Origin of the sequence: Citrobacter sp. RHBSTW-00944 (genome assembly GCF_013615435.1) — a bacterium.
GTDB lineage: Bacteria > Pseudomonadota > Gammaproteobacteria > Enterobacterales > Enterobacteriaceae > Citrobacter > Citrobacter braakii.
In genome coordinates, this window is record NZ_CP055418.1 from 4269669 (window position 1) to 4288557 (window position 18889).

The 18889-nt window shown below is 52.0% G+C and carries 17 protein-coding genes and 1 pseudogene; 9 read left to right on the top strand and 9 right to left on the bottom strand.

Annotated features, from left to right (window positions below; genetic code table 11):
- Positions 1–2: 2 nt before the first annotated feature.
- Entirely contained in the window at positions 3–1643 is a 1641-nt protein-coding gene (locus HV334_RS20695; protein ID WP_181220848.1) for a methyl-accepting chemotaxis protein, read from the bottom strand.
- Positions 1644–1857: 214 nt separating this feature from the next.
- On the bottom strand, positions 1858–2745 hold the full coding sequence (gene yghX / locus HV334_RS20700; RefSeq protein WP_181221926.1) for a YghX family hydrolase: 888 nt from the start codon (positions 2743–2745) through the stop codon (positions 1858–1860).
- A gap of 155 nt (positions 2746–2900) precedes the next feature.
- On the opposite strand from yghX, the gene HV334_RS20705 reads away from it, so the two are divergent.
- Positions 2901–3941, top strand: a complete 1041-nt coding sequence (locus HV334_RS20705) for an aldo/keto reductase (RefSeq protein WP_016154497.1) — start codon at positions 2901–2903, stop codon at positions 3939–3941.
- A 68-nt stretch (positions 3942–4009) separates the two neighbouring features.
- Here HV334_RS20705 and HV334_RS20710 read toward each other — a convergent pair whose 3' ends face one another.
- Complete coding sequence (locus HV334_RS20710) at positions 4010–4513, bottom strand: hypothetical protein (protein WP_016154498.1); 504 nt, start codon at positions 4511–4513, stop codon at positions 4010–4012.
- A gap of 104 nt (positions 4514–4617) precedes the next feature.
- On the opposite strand from HV334_RS20710, the gene HV334_RS20715 reads away from it, so the two are divergent.
- Complete coding sequence (locus HV334_RS20715) at positions 4618–5022, top strand: hypothetical protein (RefSeq protein WP_137351820.1); 405 nt, start codon at positions 4618–4620, stop codon at positions 5020–5022.
- A gap of 1 nt (position 5023) precedes the next feature.
- On the top strand, positions 5024–5431 hold the full coding sequence (locus tag HV334_RS20720) for a hypothetical protein (RefSeq protein WP_016154500.1): 408 nt from the start codon (positions 5024–5026) through the stop codon (positions 5429–5431).
- 71 nt (positions 5432–5502) lie between these two features.
- Here HV334_RS20720 and exbD read toward each other — a convergent pair whose 3' ends face one another.
- Both exbD and exbB read right to left on the bottom strand, forming a co-directional pair.
- Entirely contained in the window at positions 5503–5928 is a 426-nt protein-coding gene (gene exbD, locus HV334_RS20725) for a TonB system transport protein ExbD (RefSeq protein WP_016154501.1), read from the bottom strand.
- Between the two features lie 6 nt (positions 5929–5934).
- A complete protein-coding gene (exbB, locus tag HV334_RS20730) occupies positions 5935–6669 on the bottom strand; it encodes a tol-pal system-associated acyl-CoA thioesterase (RefSeq protein ID WP_016154502.1) in 735 nt (244 codons plus the stop codon).
- A 250-nt stretch (positions 6670–6919) separates the two neighbouring features.
- On the opposite strand from exbB, the gene metC reads away from it, so the two are divergent.
- Together metC and yghB are read left to right on the top strand one after the other, a co-directional pair.
- Positions 6920–8107 carry a cystathionine beta-lyase gene (metC, locus tag HV334_RS20735; RefSeq protein WP_016157474.1) on the top strand — a complete coding sequence of 396 codons (1188 nt, stop codon included), beginning with the start codon at positions 6920–6922 and terminating at the stop codon, positions 8105–8107.
- Positions 8108–8238: 131 nt separating this feature from the next.
- The gene (gene yghB, locus HV334_RS20740) at positions 8239–8898 is read left to right on the top strand and encodes a DedA family general envelope maintenance protein YghB (protein ID WP_016154504.1); all 660 of its coding nucleotides are present in this window, start codon (positions 8239–8241) and stop codon (positions 8896–8898) included.
- 77 nt (positions 8899–8975) lie between these two features.
- On the opposite strand, the gene HV334_RS20745 is transcribed toward yghB, so the two are convergent.
- Positions 8976–9875 carry an AraC family transcriptional regulator gene (locus HV334_RS20745; protein WP_029139662.1) on the bottom strand — a complete coding sequence of 300 codons (900 nt, stop codon included), beginning with the start codon at positions 9873–9875 and terminating at the stop codon, positions 8976–8978.
- 194 nt (positions 9876–10069) lie between these two features.
- Between HV334_RS20745 and yqhD the strand changes: the two genes are divergently transcribed.
- The 3 genes and pseudogenes from yqhD to HV334_RS25400 form a co-directional block, all read left to right on the top strand.
- A complete protein-coding gene (gene yqhD, locus HV334_RS20750) occupies positions 10070–11233 on the top strand; it encodes an alcohol dehydrogenase (RefSeq protein WP_003838168.1) in 1164 nt (387 codons plus the stop codon).
- 306 nt (positions 11234–11539) lie between these two features.
- Entirely contained in the window at positions 11540–12367 is an 828-nt protein-coding gene (gene dkgA / locus HV334_RS20755) for a 2,5-didehydrogluconate reductase DkgA (RefSeq protein WP_016154506.1), read from the top strand.
- A 70-nt stretch (positions 12368–12437) separates the two neighbouring features.
- Positions 12438–12578: pseudogene (locus HV334_RS25400) on the top strand (hypothetical protein); the annotation flags it as partial.
- An 85-nt stretch (positions 12579–12663) separates the two neighbouring features.
- Here HV334_RS25400 and HV334_RS20760 read toward each other — a convergent pair.
- On the bottom strand, positions 12664–14835 hold the full coding sequence (locus HV334_RS20760; protein WP_141875654.1) for a YgiQ family radical SAM protein: 2172 nt from the start codon (positions 14833–14835) through the stop codon (positions 12664–12666).
- A 199-nt stretch (positions 14836–15034) separates the two neighbouring features.
- Here HV334_RS20760 and HV334_RS20765 point away from each other — a divergent pair, with 199 nt between their 5' ends.
- Positions 15035–16510 (top strand): TrkH family potassium uptake protein, encoded by a 1476-nt coding sequence (locus tag HV334_RS20765; protein WP_047358642.1) that lies wholly within the window; start codon positions 15035–15037, stop codon positions 16508–16510.
- A gap of 16 nt (positions 16511–16526) precedes the next feature.
- Here HV334_RS20765 and ftsP read toward each other — a convergent pair whose 3' ends face one another.
- Entirely contained in the window at positions 16527–17939 is a 1413-nt protein-coding gene (ftsP, locus tag HV334_RS20770) for a cell division protein FtsP (protein ID WP_181220849.1), read from the bottom strand.
- A 71-nt stretch (positions 17940–18010) separates the two neighbouring features.
- The gene (gene plsC, locus HV334_RS20775; protein WP_016154509.1) at positions 18011–18748 is read right to left on the bottom strand and encodes a 1-acylglycerol-3-phosphate O-acyltransferase; all 738 of its coding nucleotides are present in this window, start codon (positions 18746–18748) and stop codon (positions 18011–18013) included.
- Positions 18749–18889: the final 141 nt, after the last annotated feature.

Here is an 18889-nt window from a genome sequence, read left to right on the forward strand (position 1 = left end):
GCTTAAAAGGACACCCATTCATCCTTTTTAGCGGCCGCAGACGTTTTGCTGTCTGCTGAAGGGGAAGCGGTACTGGCGGCGGCGTACTGCACATCGTTTGCTGAAAGACGGAACTGTTGTACCGAGCGTTGCAGCTCTTCCGTTTGCCGTTCAAGCGCCACAGCCGCGGCGGAAACTTGCTCTACCAGCGCGGCGTTCTGTTGCGTTACGCTGTCCATCTGCGTGATCGCCACGCTCACCTGCGAGATGCCCTTATTCTGTTCTTCTGAGGCAGAAGCAATTTGCTTCATGATAACGGTCACTTCGGTGGCTCCGCGCAGAATCGCCTCCATGGTTAATCCCGTCTCTTTAACCAGTCGAGCGCCCTGATCGACGCGACGCGACGATTCGCCAATCAGCGTCTCAATCTCTTTCGCCGCCCCGGCGCTACGGCTGGCAAGGTTACGCACCTCACCGGCAACAACGGCAAAACCACGCCCCTGCTCACCTGCTCTGGCAGCTTCAACTGCCGCGTTCAGCGCCAGAATATTGGTCTGGAAGGCAATGCTATTAATAACAGACGTAATTTCCGCGATCTGTTTAGAGCTGGCGGCAATGCCGTCCATCGTCTCAACCACTTCTGAAACCAGGCTGCTCCCTTTACCTGCCGTCTCTGTCGCCGTATCGGCAAGCTGGCTGGCTTCACGCGCGTTTTCGGCGTTCAGTTTTACCGTTGCGGTCAGTTGCTCCATGCTGGCAGCGGTCTCTTCCAGCGCCGCAGCCTGCTCCTCAGTACGCGATGAGAGATCGTTATTGCCGGTGGAAATTTCCGTAGCCCCTCGCCAGATGTTGTCACTACCTGAGCGAATTGTACTGACGGCTTCGCGCAGGCTGTCCTGCATCGCGCACAATAACGGCACCAGTTGGCCCACGCAGTTACGGCCAAAATCTTCGATTGGATGGCTGAGATCGCCCTGAGCAATCTGCTGGAACTGCTGGCGGATACGCCCCAGGGGTTTCACCATCATGGCGACGAGGTAACGGTCTGTGAAGAACAGGAGGGCAATACCGAGGACCACGGCGGTAATAATTAGCGTCCGGATGATAGACGTTTTGCCATCAACCATGACGCGCGTGGTATCAAGCCGCTCACCTGCCGTGGCGTTAAAACGTTCGGCACTGGCGCCAAATTCACGGCTCAGCGCTGGCGTAACGGTGCTGGCATGCTCCGCAAAGGCCGTAAGCGTGCCCTGCTGCGCCAGTTGCATTTGCGGAATCACCCCGTTATCCAACAGCGCCTGCCACTTCGTCAGTACCGCCGCGGCAACGTCTGGATCCATAGGCCCCGGAGACAACGTTTTCATCTCCTGGAGTTTTTTGCTCATATTCTCCAGGGACTGCTGCGCTGGTGCAAAATCAGGCGTTCCGCCGCTTATTTTGACATCCATGGCGCGACTTAAGCGCGTTACAAAGCGAAAATACTGATCGTTCCCCTGACTGAGTACCGTCATCTGATGGACAAGATGACGGTCAATATCATTGCCTTCAGATATTTTTGATAAAGAATGAAGACTGAATAAACCCACGCCCGACCAGAGCAGGCAAAAAAGTCCCAGTATTGCCAACATGACAATACGAATAGTGAAGTTTTTCAGCAAACGCATAATAATTTCCTTGCCGTTGATGAGGAATTCGCCATCAGGCGATACTTATCCTTGTTATCGGCAGGCAACAGAGAAGATATAATGCATTCTTTATTTTTTTACTTTCTTAAGTACATCTAATATTATTTACACTATATCAACATGAATGCTAATGAAATTAGCTAGCATTATTATTCAGATAATTAACCTGAAGCATTAAATAATCCATTGTTTTCTATCGCAAATATTTGTTAAACCATGCAAGAGTACGCTCCCAGGCCAAATCAGCGGCAGCATTATCATAACGCGGTGTCGAGTCATTATGAAAACCATGATTAACGCCGGGATAGATATATGCCTCATAGACTTTCTTATTGGCTTTGAGCGCCGCTTCATAGGCAGGCCATCCCTCATTAATTCGGGTATCTAATTGCGCATAGTGCAGTAATAAAGGCGCTTTAATTTTAGGGACATCTGATGCAGGAACCTGACGCCCATAAAAAGGCACTGCGCAGGCCAGTTCAGGAAAAGCAACGGCTGCGGTATTCGATACGCCGCCACCGTAGCAAAATCCGGTGATACCCACCTTTCCCGTCGCGCCTGAATAACGCTGCATAAATTCAATGGCGGCAAAGAAGTCGTTCATCAGCTTTACGGGGTCAACCTGCTGCTGCAACTCCCGACCTTTATCATCATTGCCAGGATAGCCCCCCACTGAACTTAATCCATCAGGCGCGAGTGCAATATAGCCCGCCTTCGCCACCCGCCGTGCCACATCCTCAATATACGGATTCAGCCCACGATTCTCATGCACCACCACTACCGCCGGAACTTTCCCCGTCGCTTTCGCAGGTTTAACCAGATACCCACGCACATCACCATGCCCTTCAGGTGAAGGATAAGTCATGTATTCCGCCAGGATATCAGGATCGGTGAACTCCACCTGCGTTGCGAGAGCATAATTGGGTTTCAATACATTGAATAATGCCAGCGCCGTCATACCACCGACTGCATATTTCGCAGCAAGATTGAGAAACTCGCGTTTCGTTATTTTGCCATGAGCGTAATAGTCATAGTAGTCGAGCAATTCTTGCGGAAAGTCTTTGGCAGTTAGACGCGGCATGGCAGCACTCCAGATCGATGTTTTTTTAAGCAAAGCACAGTGGTCTGTTTTTGCCCAGTTTTTCATTCCAGTGTGACCTGGTGAACGGGATATTCACCATGAACCCGCTAGAATAGAAACGTTGTTTCGAAATTCACCTGCACTAAGGAGATCTCATGGACTGGTTTGCCAATCCTGAACGTTACGAGCAGATGCTCTATCGCTACTGTGGGCGCAGCGGTTTACGTTTACCCGCGCTATCACTGGGTTTGTGGCACAGTTTTGGGCACGTTCAGGCGCTGGATTCACAGCGCGCTCTGCTGCGTAAAGCATTTGATTTAGGCATCACGCATTTTGATTTAGCCAATAACTACGGGCCGCCTCCGGGCAGCGCAGAAGAGAATTTTGGCCGATTACTGCGCGAGGATTTTGCACACTATCGTGATGAGCTGATCATCTCCACCAAGGCAGGCTATGACATGTGGCCAGGGCCATACGGTTCTGGCGGTTCGCGAAAATACCTGCTCGCCAGCCTCGACCAGAGCCTGAAGCGCATGGGCCTCGACTATGTCGATATCTTCTACTCGCACCGCGTTGACGAAAATACGCCAATGGAAGAGACCGCCTCAGCGCTGGCCCATGCGGTGCAAAGCGGTAAAGCGCTGTATGTCGGCATCTCATCCTATTCCCCGGAGCGTACGCAGAAAATGGCCGAGCTGATGCGGGAATGGAAAATTCCGCTGCTGATCCACCAGCCTTCTTACAACCTGCTTAACCGTTGGGTAGACAGCAGCGGTCTGCTGGATACGCTGGAATCCAACGGCATGGGCTGCATCGCATTTACGCCGCTGGCCCAGGGGCTGCTGACGGGGAAATACCTCAACGGCATTCCGGAAGGTTCACGCATGCAGCGTGAAGGGAAAAAAGTTCGTGGGCTGACGGAAAATATGCTGACGGAAGAAAACCTTAACAGCCTGCGTTTGCTCAATGAAATGGCGCAACAGCGCGGACAGTCGATGGCGCAAATGGCCTTAAGCTGGCTGCTGAAAGACAATCGGGTAACGTCGGTATTAATTGGCGCCAGTCGACCGGAGCAACTGGAGGAGAACGTTCAGGCGTTGGCTAACCTGACGTTCAGCGCCGAAGAACTGGCGCAGATCGATAAGCATGTCGCGGATGGTAAACTGAACCTGTGGCAGGCCTCTTCTGACAAATAGCCGTTTGTAACTCTGTGCCGGGAAGCGGCGTTAGCCTCCCCGGCACGTAACAGGGCCAGCCAATCCCTTCACACCTCTTCCGCTTTGATCTCTGGACGTTGAAATTCCGGCCACACCAGCGCGACAAGCGCAGGATAAGCCTCCAGACTGAACTCCCTGAAGCACTGGCGTAAGTTAAGCACATCCAGATCGGCATGCGGGACTTTCTCACCGCTCAGACAGCGCTTTTTTATATTGTCGTAATATTTATACACCGCAGAGTTGAGATCGCTACAACGCCGCTGTGCATCAAATAGCCCTGGCGTCTCATTTAGCTCCACCATTGTCATCCGCTTGATCGTTGAGTGGATAAAATCGATATATTCGTGATTAACGCGCCAATACCATACTGGGGTAATCGAATTCATCAGTACCGAAAAATGATCTTCCCCCTCTTCTTTACTCAGCATTTCCGGCTGGTTTTCAGAGTGCCCATTTTCTGCATATCGGTTTTTATTTGCACTGCGCATCAACAAAAGTACCCCGCAGGTAAGCAATAGCAGGGTAATAACAGAATAAAATATACTGTTCATATACTGGCTCCATTTTTTTTGATTTTAAAATTACGCCATGCTATTGTCAACGCAGCCTGGTTTATTTAGAACAACATATCATTGGCATCAAAGGATATCTCAACATGCTTCCCGAGCATCTTGTTCCCTCGCGTTTTCACTTATCCAGCTCATCTACTAATACCCGTCCCACAGATAATAGTGAAAATTTGACTCAGGGAAAGAGAACATTAAGCGATTACGAACCCGATATTTTGATTAGCTCTACAGCTAACGGCCAGGCGCGCAATATGTTATTTGAAGAGTGCGATCGCCATTTAAAAGAGCGCCTGTTTCGTGCCGCGAAAATTGAGTCCTTCACTCGCCTGCTCAATTCACTACAAGCGGAAGGCGACATTAACGCTCAAGAATTAAGTAAAATTTTATCTACAAAAACAGCCAGCGTAAATGAACAGGGCAATAAAATTTGGCTTAATTTAATTACGCGTGAGACCAGCGATCCTATTTTTTATTCTCTGGAAGAGAAATAAAATGAAAGATGTTGAGGATAATAATGTTTATTTGGCTTTAGATGACCATAAAAGCGATGAGTTTGTCTTAAAGCAAAATTTGGCCGTATTGATTGCCAATAAAAATGCGACGTTGGAAAGCGTTGCCCAGGAGATGGTCTCTATTCCCGCCGCGCTGGTGCGGATGAAATGGCAAAATCGTCGCGAAATTTATGCGCTGCAGGCTAAAGAAGAGATCTATGGCGCCGCGATTGAAGCCATTATGGAGCAGCAACCAGAACTACGGGACAAAATCATGGCCCGGCTGGAGAGCACATACCAGCATATACTCAAGCGAGAAACAGCCACCTTACGCCTGACGCGTAAACTGTCTGAAGGGAACTACGAACCCACCAGGATAACGGCAGTCGCACTGGATGAGGACAGATAAGGGCGTGTGGGGAGAGTTAAATCAGGAGAGGAAGGCCGGGTAAGGCAACAACCATTACCCGGCAATCAGGATTACTTCGCTTTCACGGTCTCTTCACCGACCAGACCAATCTTCAGGAAACCCGCCTGATGCAGCGTATCCATAACTTTCATCATGGTTTCATAATCGACGGTTTTATCCGCACGGAAGAAAATCGTGGTGTCTTTCTTCCCATCGGTCAGCGTATTTAATTCGCTAATCATGGTGTCATCCGTCACCTGATTGTTGCCAATAAACATACTCTTATCGGCTTTAACAGACAGGTAAACCGGTTTTTCCGGACGCGGCTGCGGCGTACTGGTGGAAGCCGGGAGATTCACCTTCACATCCACCGTTGCCAACGGTGCGGCCACCATAAAGATGATCAATAAAACCAACATAACATCGATAAACGGCGTCACGTTGATTTCATGCATTTCACCGTTATCGTCCAGGTTTTCATTAAAGCTCATTGCCATGGAACATTATCCTACACGTAATTTCTGCGCTGCACGTACCGGATGGGCAGAAGCGCTAGCGTTCAGGTCCAGATCGCGACTTTGCAGCAACAATACCTGTGCCGCGACATCGCCCAGCATCGCTTTATAGCTGCCAATCTGACGTGCGAAAATGTTGTAGATAACAACCGCAGGAATTGCCGCGACCAGACCGATCGCCGTCGCTAACAGTGCTTCTGCGATACCCGGCGCAACAACGGCCAGGTTGGTCGTTTGGGTTTGTGCAATCCCGATGAAGCTATTCATGATGCCCCATACAGTACCGAACAGACCCACAAATGGAGAGATAGCCCCGATGGTGGCCAGGTAGCCGTTACCACGTCCCATATGACGACCTACCGCCGCCACACGACGCTCCAGACGGAAGCCGGTACGCTCTTTAATACCTTCGTTGTCGTCGCTGCCTTCTGACAATTCCAGTTCGTTCTGCGCTTCGTAAATCAACTGTGCGCCCAGGCTTTTGCCATCGAATCCTGCAGCAATCTCATTTGCCTGGTCTAAAGAGCGGGCGTCCGCCAGCAGTTGCTGTTCACGCTTAAGGCGGCGTTTCTGAGTAAAGAACTCAAGGCTCTTACTAAAGAAGATAGCCCAGGTGACCACTGATGCCAAAATCAGCCCAATCATCACGCACTTAACCACGATATCGGCGTGCTGATACATACCCCAGACGGAAAGATCCGTCTGCATCAAATTATTACCCACTCTGTATCTCCAGGACGCAAATCACAAAATCTGAGCGTAATGATATCAAAACGACGTCGAATTGATAGTCGTTCTCATTACTATTTACATATTGCCGCACCTTTGGTTTCTTTTCCTTGCGCTTACGCAGTAAAAAAGTCACCAGAAGCATTTTGAGATTATTTTCTACTGTATGACCGTTCTGCAGGATGCGTCATCTTTGATTCATGGTAGTTTAGACATCCAGACGTATAAAAACAGGTAAGACGACATGGCAGATAAGCAACTTGAAACCAAACTCGTTCACGCAGGACGCAGTAAAAAGTACACGCTGGGCGCGGTAAATAGCGTGATCCAGCGCGCTTCTTCGCTAGTGTTTGACACCGTAGAGGCCAAAAAGCAGGCTACACACAACCGTGCTAACGGTGCGCTTTTCTATGGCCGTCGCGGAACCTTGACGCATTTTTCCCTGCAGGAGGCAATGTGTGAACTGGAAGGCGGCGCGGGTTGCGCGTTGTTCCCCTGCGGCGCGGCGGCCGTTGCCAACACCATCCTCGCCTTTGTGGAACAAGGGGATCATGTGCTGATGACCAACACCGCCTATGAACCCAGCCAGGATTTCTGCACCAAAATTCTCGGCAAACTCGGCGTGTCCACCGGATGGTTCGATCCGCTGGTTGGTGCCGATATTGTGAAGCACATACAGCCGAACACTAAAGTCGTATTTCTGGAATCTCCCGGCTCTGTCACCATGGAAGTACATGATGTTCCTGCTATTGTTGCCGCCGTCAGAAGCGTTGCGCCGGATGCGATCATCATAATTGATAACACCTGGGCTGCCGGGGTGCTGTTCAAAGCACTGGATTTTGGCATCGACATTTCTATTCAGGCTGGCACCAAATATCTGATTGGCCATTCCGACGCCATGGTCGGCACTGCGGTAGCTAATGCCCGTTGCTGGGATCAACTGCGCGAAAATGCCTATCTGATGGGGCAAATGCTGGACGCCGATACCGCCTATATGACCAGCCGCGGACTGCGTACGCTAAGCGTTCGCCTGCGCCAACATCATGAAAGCAGCTTAAAGGTCGCCGAGTGGCTGGCCAGCCATCCGCAGGTCGCCCGCGTGAACCACCCCGCGCTGCCCGGCAGTAAAGGCCACGAATTCTGGAAGCGTGATTTCACCGGCAGCAGCGGTCTGTTCTCATTTGTATTGAATAAGAAACTAAATCATGAAGAGCTGGCCGCGTATCTGGACCACTTCAGCCTGTTCAGCATGGCCTACTCCTGGGGCGGTTTTGAGTCGCTGATTCTCGCTAATCAGCCGGAACACATTGCAGCAATCCGTCCCCAAGGCGAGGTGGACTTCAGTGGAACGCTCATCCGTTTGCATATCGGTTTAGAGAATGTTGACGATCTGATTGCCGATTTGGCCGCAGGATTTGCCCGAATCGAGTAAAATTGCCATAGATGGACATATATGCAGACACTTCTGGTGGAAAAGTCTGCAATTGTTGCGTCCGGGATCAAGGCATCCCGGACAATTCAGGAGTACAATCCACACATAAACGCTGTTCCACAGGAAAGTCCATGGTAGTCATTCAAGATATTGTCTCCGCGCTTTGGCAACACGATTTTGCCGCGTTGGCGGATCCGCACGTTGTGAGCGTGGTGTACTTCGTAATGTTCGCCACACTGTTTTTAGAAAATGGCCTGCTGCCTGCCTCCTTTTTACCCGGAGACAGCCTGTTATTGCTGGCAGGGGCGCTGATCGCTCAGGACGTGATGAGTTTTATACCTACCATAGCTATTCTGACTGCCGCAGCCAGTCTGGGCTGCTGGCTGAGCTACATTCAGGGACGCTGGCTGGGCAACACGCGGACGGTAAAAGGCTGGCTGGCGCAATTACCTGATAAATATCATCAGCGCGCTACCTGCATGTTTGACCAACACGGGCTGATGGCACTGCTGGCTGGGCGTTTCCTGGCATTCGTTCGTACCTTGCTGCCAACAATGGCGGGAATTTCGGGCCTGCCAAACCGTCGGTTCCAGTTTTTTAACTGGCTGAGCGGTCTGCTGTGGGTCACCGTCGTCACCGGCTTTGGCTATGCGCTGAGCATGATCCCGTTCGTCAAACGCCATGAAGATCAGGTGATGACCTTTTTAATGATCCTGCCGATTGCCCTGTTAACCGCGGGTCTGTTGGGTACCCTGTTTGTCGTGATTAAAAAAAAATACTGTAGCGCCTGAGTATTAACCGTAGGCCGGGGTTCCCCCGGCATTTTCGCCTGATGACGTTTCGCTTATCAGGCCAGCGCTGAGCAAGTTTAACTCCCCTGCATCATTCGAATTCTGGCCGCATCCTCCCCTGGCGTTACGCCAAAGAAACGTTTGAATTCCCGACTGAATTGCGATGCGCTCTCATAGCCGACGCGCATGGCAGCCGCACTGGCCTTCATCCCGTCGTGGATCATCATCATCCGTGCTTTATGCAGACGATAGCTCTTCAGGTATTGCAGCGGCGACGTGCTGGTCACCGCTTTAAAATTATGATGAAACGCCGACACGCTCATGTTCGCTTCTGCCGCCAGCTGTTCGACATTGAGATTTTCGGTGTATTTGGTTTCAATGCGCTTTAGCACACGGCTTATCAAACTGAAATGCGTCTGGCGGCTAACCAGCGCCAGTAATGCGCCGCCGCGCGGCCCGGTCAGCACATGGTAGAGGATCTCGCGAATAATCTGTTTCCCCAGAATACGCGCATCCAGCGGTCGCTCCATCACATCCAGCAGGCGCTCAGCGGCGCAAAGAATTTCGTCAGAAAGCGTCGCGGAGTTGATCCCGCTGGCCGCCATGGCGGGCTGGAACAGCTCATCTTCCCCAATGTCCATCAACAGCTCCTGCAATTGCAGAATATCGACATTCAGGTAGATACCGGCCAGGGGAACCTCCGGCGTTGCATACGTTTCACATTCAAAGGGTAACGGTACGGTTAGCAACAGGTATTCGTTGGCGTCATAACGAAATACACGTTCATTGATATAACCAATTTTATGTCCCGAAAAGAGAAATATGATTCCTGGCTGATACATTACCGGTGTACGCGCTGCCGGCTCAGTGCCGTGCAGCAGGCGGACATCTGGCAGCAGTTCGCTGAGTTTATTTTCATTGTTTTTCAGCTGCTTAATTTTATCTGTCAGCAGAAGGCAGATCTCATCACGGTTCATAGAGCACCATTTCATCATCGGTTTGCAACCATGACATAATGCGCAGATTTATCCGTTTTCTCCAGCAGTCTGTAGAAATGGGCAAGACATCGGCAGAAATGAGCATTGAGAGCAGCGCGGCTGACGACCACAATGTTCATCATCCGGCAGACACTCTCCTGCCCTCTTTTTTTACCCACATAAGGGAACGAGCAATGAACAACTTTAATCTCCATACCCCAACCCGCATTCTGTTTGGTAAAGGTGCGATTGCTGAGCTGCGCGATCAAATCCCTCAGGATGCTCGCGTATTGGTTACCTATGGCGGCGGTAGCGTGAAAAAAACCGGTGTCCTGGCACAGGTTCAGGATGCGCTGAAAGGCCTGGACGTGCTGGAGTTTGGCGGTATTGAGCCGAACCCGTCTTATGAAACGCTGATGAACGCGGTAAAAATCGTGCGTGATGAGAAAGTGACGTTCCTGCTGGCGGTAGGCGGCGGTTCGGTGCTGGATGGCACCAAATTCATCGCGGCTGCGGCACAATACGCTGACGGCATCGATCCATGGCGCATTCTGGAAACCCACGGCAACGACGTAACAAGCGCTATCCCGATGGGCTCCGTATTAACCCTGCCAGCAACCGGCTCTGAATCTAACTCCGGCGCGGTCATTTCGCGTAAAACCACCGGCGATAAGCTGGCCTTTATGACCCCATTTGTGCAGCCGGTATTTGCCGTGCTGGATCCGGTTTACACCTATACCCTGCCGCCGCGTCAGGTTGCGAACGGCGTCGTAGATGCCTTCGTACATACCGTTGAGCAGTATGTGACTTATCCGGTAGACGGGAAAATTCAGGATCGCTTTGCTGAAGGTATTCTGCTTACGCTGGTAGAAGAAGGCCCGAAAGCATTGCAGGAGCCGGAAAATTACAACGTGCGTGCGAACGTTATGTGGGCGGCAACCCAGGCGCTGAACGGTCTGATTGGCGCAGGCGTGCCACAGGACTGGGCAACGCATATGCTGGGCCACGAACTGACCGCAATGCACGGTCTGGATCATGCTCAAACATTGGCTATCGTTCTGCCAGCGCTGTGGAATGAAAAACGCGATACCAAACGTGCCAAACTGTTACAATACGCAGAGCGTATCTGGAATATCACTGAAGGTTCCGATGACCAACGCATCGACGCCGCTATTGCCGCAACCCGCGCTTTCTTCGAACAAATGGGCGTACCGACTCGTCTGTCTGACTACGGCCTGGACGGTAGCTCCATCCCAGCGCTACTGGAAAAACTGCAAGCGCACGGCGGTACAAAACTGGGCGAACATCAGGACATTACGCTCGAGGTCAGCCGTCGGATTTACGAAGCTGCCCGCTAAGGTTTTTTCACCTCCGCCTTTCATTTTTGGGTATTTTTATTCTAAATATTTCGAGTTGCATAAAGGCAGCAAAGGAGAGAATCCCCAGGAGCTTACATAAGTCAGTGACTGGGGGTGAAACGACAAACCTGCCGGGAGCAGATTTGAACGTTGCTTGCAGCGGACCTGAAAGGGCGAGGCCCATGGATGGGTCGAGTAATAAAGCCAACGCTTATGCAGCTTGAAATATGACGAGGATAGGCCAGACTTAAGTCACACCTAACTTACCGGGGCTTGCCTCGGTAAACTCAATTCAGGGGAGGAATTATGACCGGTCCAACCATTATTAAACTACAGGATGGTAACGTCATGCCACAGCTGGGCCTGGGGGTCTGGAAGGCAAGTAACGAAGAGGTCATCACTGCCATTCATAAAGCGCTGGAAGTGGGGTATCGCTCAATTGATACCGCTGCGGCGTACAAAAACGAAGAAGGTGTCGGCAAAGCAATACGCGATGCGGGCGTACCGCGGGAAGAGTTATTCATCACCACCAAGCTATGGAATGATGACCAGAAACGCCCTCGGGAAGCCTTGCTCGAAAGCATGGAGAAACTCCAGCTCGATTACCTCGATCTTTATCTGATGCACTGGCCGGTTCCGGCGATCGACCACTACGTTGAAGCGTGGGAAAGCATGATCGATCTGCAAAAAGAAGGGCTGATTAAGAGCATCGGCGTGTGTAACTTTCAGATCAATCATCTCCAGCGACTGATGGATGAAACCGGCGTACCACCGGTGATTAACCAGATAGAACTTCATCCGCTTATGCAACAGCGCCAACTGCACGCCTGGAACGCAACGCATAAAATCCAGACCGAATCCTGGAGCCCGCTGGCGCAGGGCGGCAAAGACGTCTTTGATCAAAAGATCATCCGCGATCTCGCAGAGAAATATGGCAAATCACCGGCGCAGATTGTCATCCGCTGGCATCTGGATAGCGGCCTGGTGGTTATTCCGAAATCAGTCACCCCTGCGCGTATCGCAGAAAACTTTAACGTCTGGGACTTCCGCCTGGATAAAGATGAATTAGGCGAAATCGCAAAGCTCGATCAGGGCAAACGTCTGGGACCAGACCCGGACCAGTTCGGCGGTTAACCCCTTCTCTCCTGCCCGACCTCTCGTCGGGCCTTTACTGATTTGAATTTCGACGTAGACCACGTGCACAGATCTGCCCCACTGGAAGCCGATTGAATCGCAGCAGAACCAATTTTTCGAGCAGTATGAAGGATATTTGTCGTCACACGATCGTGAACGGGCGGATGATGCAAAACTGGCCGCATTAGCGGCCAGAATTCGTGAGGCATAATTACTGAGCACTTCTGCCAGATGGCACCTTATCCGGCCGACGGTCTTTCAGGCCCGGTAAACATTTCACTCCCGGGCATGACAGATTAGCGCCCTACTACTTTCCCACGTTTTTTGTTCGCGGCAGGCGTCTGGCGCTGATGCGCCACAGGCGTGTGCTTGGTCAACGCCGGACGAGTATGACGGTTCTGGCGACGCGCTTCGCGCATCTCTTCCAGCGTAGGCGCCGGAACCAGACATTCGCGACGACCACCGATCAGATGCTTTTTCCCCATATCTTCCAGCGCCTGGCGGATTAACGGCCAGTTGGCTGGGTCGTGGTAACGCAGCAGCGCTTTATGCAGACGACGCTGTTTATCACCTTTCGGCACCACCACGTCTTCACTCTTGTAACCAATTTTACCCAGCGGGTTTTTCCCGGTGTAATACATGGTTGTGGAGTTCGCCAATGGTGATGGATAGAAGTTCTGCACCTGATCCAGACGGAAACGACGTTGCTTCAGCCACAGCGCCAGATTCACCATATCCTCGTCACGCGTCCCAGGATGCGCAGAAATAAAGTACGGGATCAGGTACTGCTCTTTACCGGCCTGTTTAGAGTAGGTGTCGAACAATTCCTTAAAGCGATCGTAGCTGCCCATCCCCGGCTTCATCATCTTCGACAGCGGGCCTTCTTCAGTATGCTCTGGCGCAATCTTCAGATAGCCGCCCACGTGGTGGGTCGCCAGCTCTTTGATATAGCGCGGATCTTCAACCGCGATGTCATAGCGCACACCTGAAGCGATAAGGATCTTTTTAATGCCTTTCAAATCACGCGCACGGCGATAGAGGTTAATCGTCGGCTCGTGGTTGGTATCCATATGCGGACAGATATCCGGGTAGACGCATGACAAACGACGGCAGGTTTGCTCCGCACGCGGTGACTTACAGCGCAGCATATACATGTTCGCCGTTGGGCCGCCGAGATCGGAAATCACGCCGGTAAAGCCCGGAACGGTGTCGCGAATAGCTTCGATTTCATTGATGATCGAGTCTTCAGAGCGGCTCTGGATAATGCGGCCTTCGTGCTCGGTGATCGAACAGAACGAGCAGCCGCCAAAACAGCCACGCATAATGTTGATCGAGAAACGGATCATCTCGTAGGCCGGAATGCGGCTGTCGCCATACGCCGGATGCGGCACGCGCTTGTACGGCAGCGCAAAGACGCTGTCCATTTCTTCGGTAGAGAGCGGAATGGCTGGCGGGTTGATCCAGATGTAGCGATCGCCATGCTTTTGCATCAGCGCGCGCGCACAGCCTGGGTTGGTTTCGTGGTGCAGGATACGCGACGCATGTGCATACAGCACTTTATCGCCCTTCACTTTTTCGAAGGACGGCAGCAGCACGTAGGTTTTTTCCCACGGTTTCGGGCGCGGCGGCTGTACGGTTACCGCTTTCGCTTCCTGCTTTTTCGGTGCGACAGGTTTGTTGTCGGCACACGGCAAATCCTCGCCGTACGGATGCGGGATCGGGTCAATTTTGCCCGGCGTGTCGAGACGCGTGGAATCCACCCCACTCCAGCCCGGCAGCGCTTCTTTAACCATAATCGCGGTGTTACGCACGTCGCGGATCTGATCGATAGTTTCACCCATCGCCAGACGATGCGCCACTTCCACCAACGGACGTTCGCCGTTACCGAACATCAGCATGTCGGCTTTTGAATCCACCAGCACGGAGCGACGAACGGTATCAGACCAGTAGTCGTAGTGCGCGGTACGGCGCAGGCTGGCCTCAATACCGCCGAGAATAACCGGCACATCTTTCCATGCTTCCTTACAGCGCTGGGTATAGACCAGCGTCGCTCGGTCCGGGCGTTTGCCCGCCACGTTGTCTGGCGTATAAGCATCGTCATGGCGCAGTCGGCGATCGGCGGTATAACGGTTGATCATCGAATCCATGTTGCCCGCGGTTACACCAAAGAACAGGTTCGGTTTACCCAAACGCATAAAATCGTCTTTGTTGTTCCACTCCGGCTGGGCGATAATCCCAACACGAAAGCCCTGCGCTTCCAGCATACGGCCGCAAATTGCCATGCCAAAGCTGGGATGATCGACGTATGCATCGCCGGTAACCAGAATGATGTCGCAGCTATCCCAGCCAAGTTGGTCCATTTCGTCGCGTGACATCGGCAAAAATGGTGCCGGGCCAAAACAGGCAGCCCAGTACTGCGGCCAGGAGAAAAGGTCTCTGTCCGGCTGGATCAGGGATATTGCGCTCATAGTGCTTCCAAAAATGGTAAAAAAATAATCAAAGGCCGGGGATTATACGCTGTATGTCGGCAAGAAATGAAGTGGAGTCTGAGTCAGACAAGTAGAAAGTGATTTAAATTGTTAAATTTTACGACGCCCATTTTTATCATTCATAATTAACACCATGCCGGCCAGCTGAGATAACTCTTTTTCGGCGGGGGATTTTTCATTGCGACTCAACGATTCACTGCATATTTCCCAGTTACGGGTAGTTGTTCACCTGTGCGGATTTCTGGTTCTTCTCTACAGCTTCTCCATGCTGCCGCCGATGACCATTGCTCTGTTAAATAAAGAGCGGAGCTTTTTCGCTTTTTTCAGCACATTTATGACGTTCTTTACCCTCGGCGGTGGAGCGTGGCTGGCAACCAAACATGCAGGAATTCAACTACGAACCCGGGATGGCTTCGTCATTATCGTCCTGTTCTGGCTGCTGTTTTCGTTTATCAGCGCCATGCCGATGTGGATGGACGATGGCTTAAATCTCTCCTTTGCCGATGCCCTGTTCGAAGGGGTTTCCGGGATAACCACCACTGGCGCTACGGTAATTGACGACGTCAGCGCCTTGCCGAAATCGTATCTGTACTATCGGGCTCAGCTCAATTTTATTGGCGGTCTGGGGGTTATTGTCCTTGCCGTGGCGGTATTACCCCTGCTGGGTATTGGTGGTATGAAGCTGTATCAGTCTGAAATGCCAGGTCCCTTTAAAGAAGAACGCCTCACGCCAAGGCTTGCTGATACCGCACGTACGCTGTGGCTGACTTACGTCATTCTCGGCCTTATTTGTACTCTGGCCTACTGGATTGCCGGGATGTCGTTTTTCGATGCCTTATGCCACGGGCTGTCGACGGTCTCTCTCGGCGGATTTTCCACCCGTAGCGAGAGCATCGGCTTTTATAACAGCCACGCTATTGAGTTAGTCGCCGGACTGTTTTCACTGCTGTCTGCGTTTAACTTCACCCTCTGGTACGTAGCTATTGTGAAACGTACCTTTAAGCCCTTTCGTCGTAATGCCGAGCTGCGTTTCTTTCTGCTTATTGCGCTGGTTGTCACCCTGATCGCCACCTGGCAGGTCTGGCGGGCGGGTATGTACGGGATAACGGACAGCCTGGTGCATGCCTTTTTTCTGGCCAGCTCCATGCTGACAGATAATGGCCTGTCGACGGCGGATTATGCGCAGTGGCCTTCGCACACGATATTCATGCTGCTCAGCGCCAGTTTCTTCGGCGGTTGTGTCGGCTCGACCTGCGGGGGGATTAAGGTGCTGCGTTTTTTGATTATGTTCAAGCAATGCCGTCAGGAGTTACACCAGCTCGCGCATCCTCGCGCCCTGCTGAATATCAAAGTGGGCAATAACGTGGTAAGCGACCGAGTAGTGCGTTCGGTATGGAGCTTTTTCTTTCTCTACGTTTTATTTACCAGCTTTTTTATCTGGGCGCTCAATCTGATGGGCTACGATCTCTTCTCCTCTTTCGCCACCGTTGCCGCCTGCATCAATAACATGGGGCTGGGATTTGGCATCACCGCAACGACGTTTGGCACCTTAAACGAGGAGGCAAAACTTCTGATGTGCGCGGCCATGATCATGGGGCGTCTGGAGATTTACCCCATTCTGATCCTGTTCTCGCGCATGTTCTGGCGGGCGTAACGGAAACTCCGGCGCATTACGGCGCCGGGTTCACCAACATCTGTCCGATCGAACCACGATCCGCCATTTCCAGCGTCTGACTGTTAAAGTAGAACGGGAAATGAGCCCAGGAAGGTTGTCCATAGTAGACCAGTAATTCAACCTGGCCGTCGACCCAGACGGTATCTTTCCAGCCCCGGTCTTCCGGGAACGGCATTGCGCCATTCACATTACGGATCAGGAACGAGACGCCTTCGATATGAAAAGACTGAGGCATATCCGCTCGTACCGTCCAGCGCTCCCAGGAGCCCTGCTGAGCGGTAATATCCATGCGGTTGACGTCCCACAGCTGACCGTTGATGCCGGGATCGTCATCCAGACTGATATCACGGCTGCGAATCGGTGAACCACTGAGGATTTCCGTTGGCAGCAGGCGCATTGGCAGACTGTCGGTCACCAGCGGCAGGAGACCCGTCGGGCGCAGCGTCAATACCAGCGTGGAGATGAGAATACTGGAAGGCTCAAAGAATCCGCGGATCCTGTCGACAATGCTGGCCGCCTCACCACAGGTGATAGAGACCTCATTTCCGTTAGTCATATCCACCAGGATCTCACGGCGCTCGCCAGGCGCCAGCGAGAGCTGCTTCACCGAAACGGGCGCAGGTAAAAAGCCCTGATCGCTGGAAATCACATGCAGCGCGCGGCCATCGCTCATTTGCAACTGGTAACGACGCGAGTTTGAAGCGTTCAGCAAACGCAAACGCACCCAGCCGCGAGAGACTTCGACATACGGGCTTTGCGCCCCGTTGACCAGCAGCGTATCACCGACAAAACCACCGCTGCCGGGTTTGCTGTACTCCGGCGTACCAAAGTTGTCCAGACGCTTGTCCTGGATAATGATCGGAAAATCATCCACGCCGTAGTGGTTGGGAATAGACAGTGATTTACTCACTTCATCTTCAATCAGCCACATCCCGGCAAGACCGTTATAAACCTGCTGGGCAGTACGATTTGGCGTATTGGCGTGATACCACAGCGTAGCGGCATTCTGACGAATCGGCAGCACTGGTGCCCAGTCTGCATTAGGGGACATCATGCGCGCCGGGCCGCCCATCAGCGGGCCTGGCACCTGTAATCCAGCGACAGTCATCGACACATTTTCAGTCAGACGGTTGCTGTAGATAAGTTTGACGTCATCCCCTTTCCAGACGCGGATCGTCGGTCCCAGGTAGCGACCGTTAATCCCCCAGACAGGTGCGCGCGTGCCTTGCGTGAAGGACCAGTGGGCGCGTTGCAGCGTCATAAATAACGGCTGCCCCCGACGGGACTCCAGCAGCGGAGGTACGGGTAACGGTTGTTGCTGACCGGCAGCATTAGCCTTCAGCGGAACAGCACCTGCACACAGTGCGATCCCCGATGCCTGAATGAACTGACGCCGACTGAATGACATATAAACTCCATGAAAAACTGGCGATTAACACGCAGGAAATCTTTTCCTGTAACAAACCCGAATTGCGCGGATTAAACCTTACCGGCGGCTTCCCGCTCAGCAACTTCTTTATCGAGTTCTGCGATTTTTTGTTCCATCAGCGTACGGCAATGCGCTGCCAGTTCACGAACCTGATCTTTCCCAAAATGGCTAATATCTACCGGTGGCAACATCTCTACAATCGCCAGACCATTATTGAGTCGGTTGAGTTTTATCTTGTTCGAGGTAGTTGAAACGCACACCGGAATAACCGGGACACCCGCCGCAATCGCCGCATGAAACGCGCCGGTTTTAAACGGCAGCAGACCGCGACCACGGCTGCGCGTTCCTTCCGGGAACATCCAGATAGAAATACGACGTTTTTTGAAATGATTCACCACCGCCGCAATGGTGCTGTGCGCTTTGGTACGGTTGTTTCTGTCAATCAGCAGGTTGCCGGTTAACCAGTACAGCAGCCCGAAGAATGGGATCCACAACAGGCTTTTTTTACCTACCGTCACCGTCGGCGGCTGAACAATATTCGCAGCGGTAACCATGTCATAGTTGTTCTGATGATTACAAATATAGATAGCATTACCATAGTTCTGCGCGTCTGCCGGCATGCGGCACTCAACCTTCAGGCCATAAAGGGGAGCCAGGCGGCCAAACATATGACCGAACGTTGCGACGTGTTTTGGATTTCGTGGGCTGAACAGACAGTATATGCAACCGAAAATACAGACCAGAACGCAGTAAATAACAGTAATGATTAAACGAAAAATATATAGCATAACAACCTCTGAGGCCTAAGAGCCTGGCATTTTACGTCACCTGATTCATCACGCAGTATCAGGTTAGGGCTTTGTTAAGGGCGGCTCTCTGGAAAAGCGTATTGTTAATCGCAACGCACGAATAAACAACGGTTTCACGGG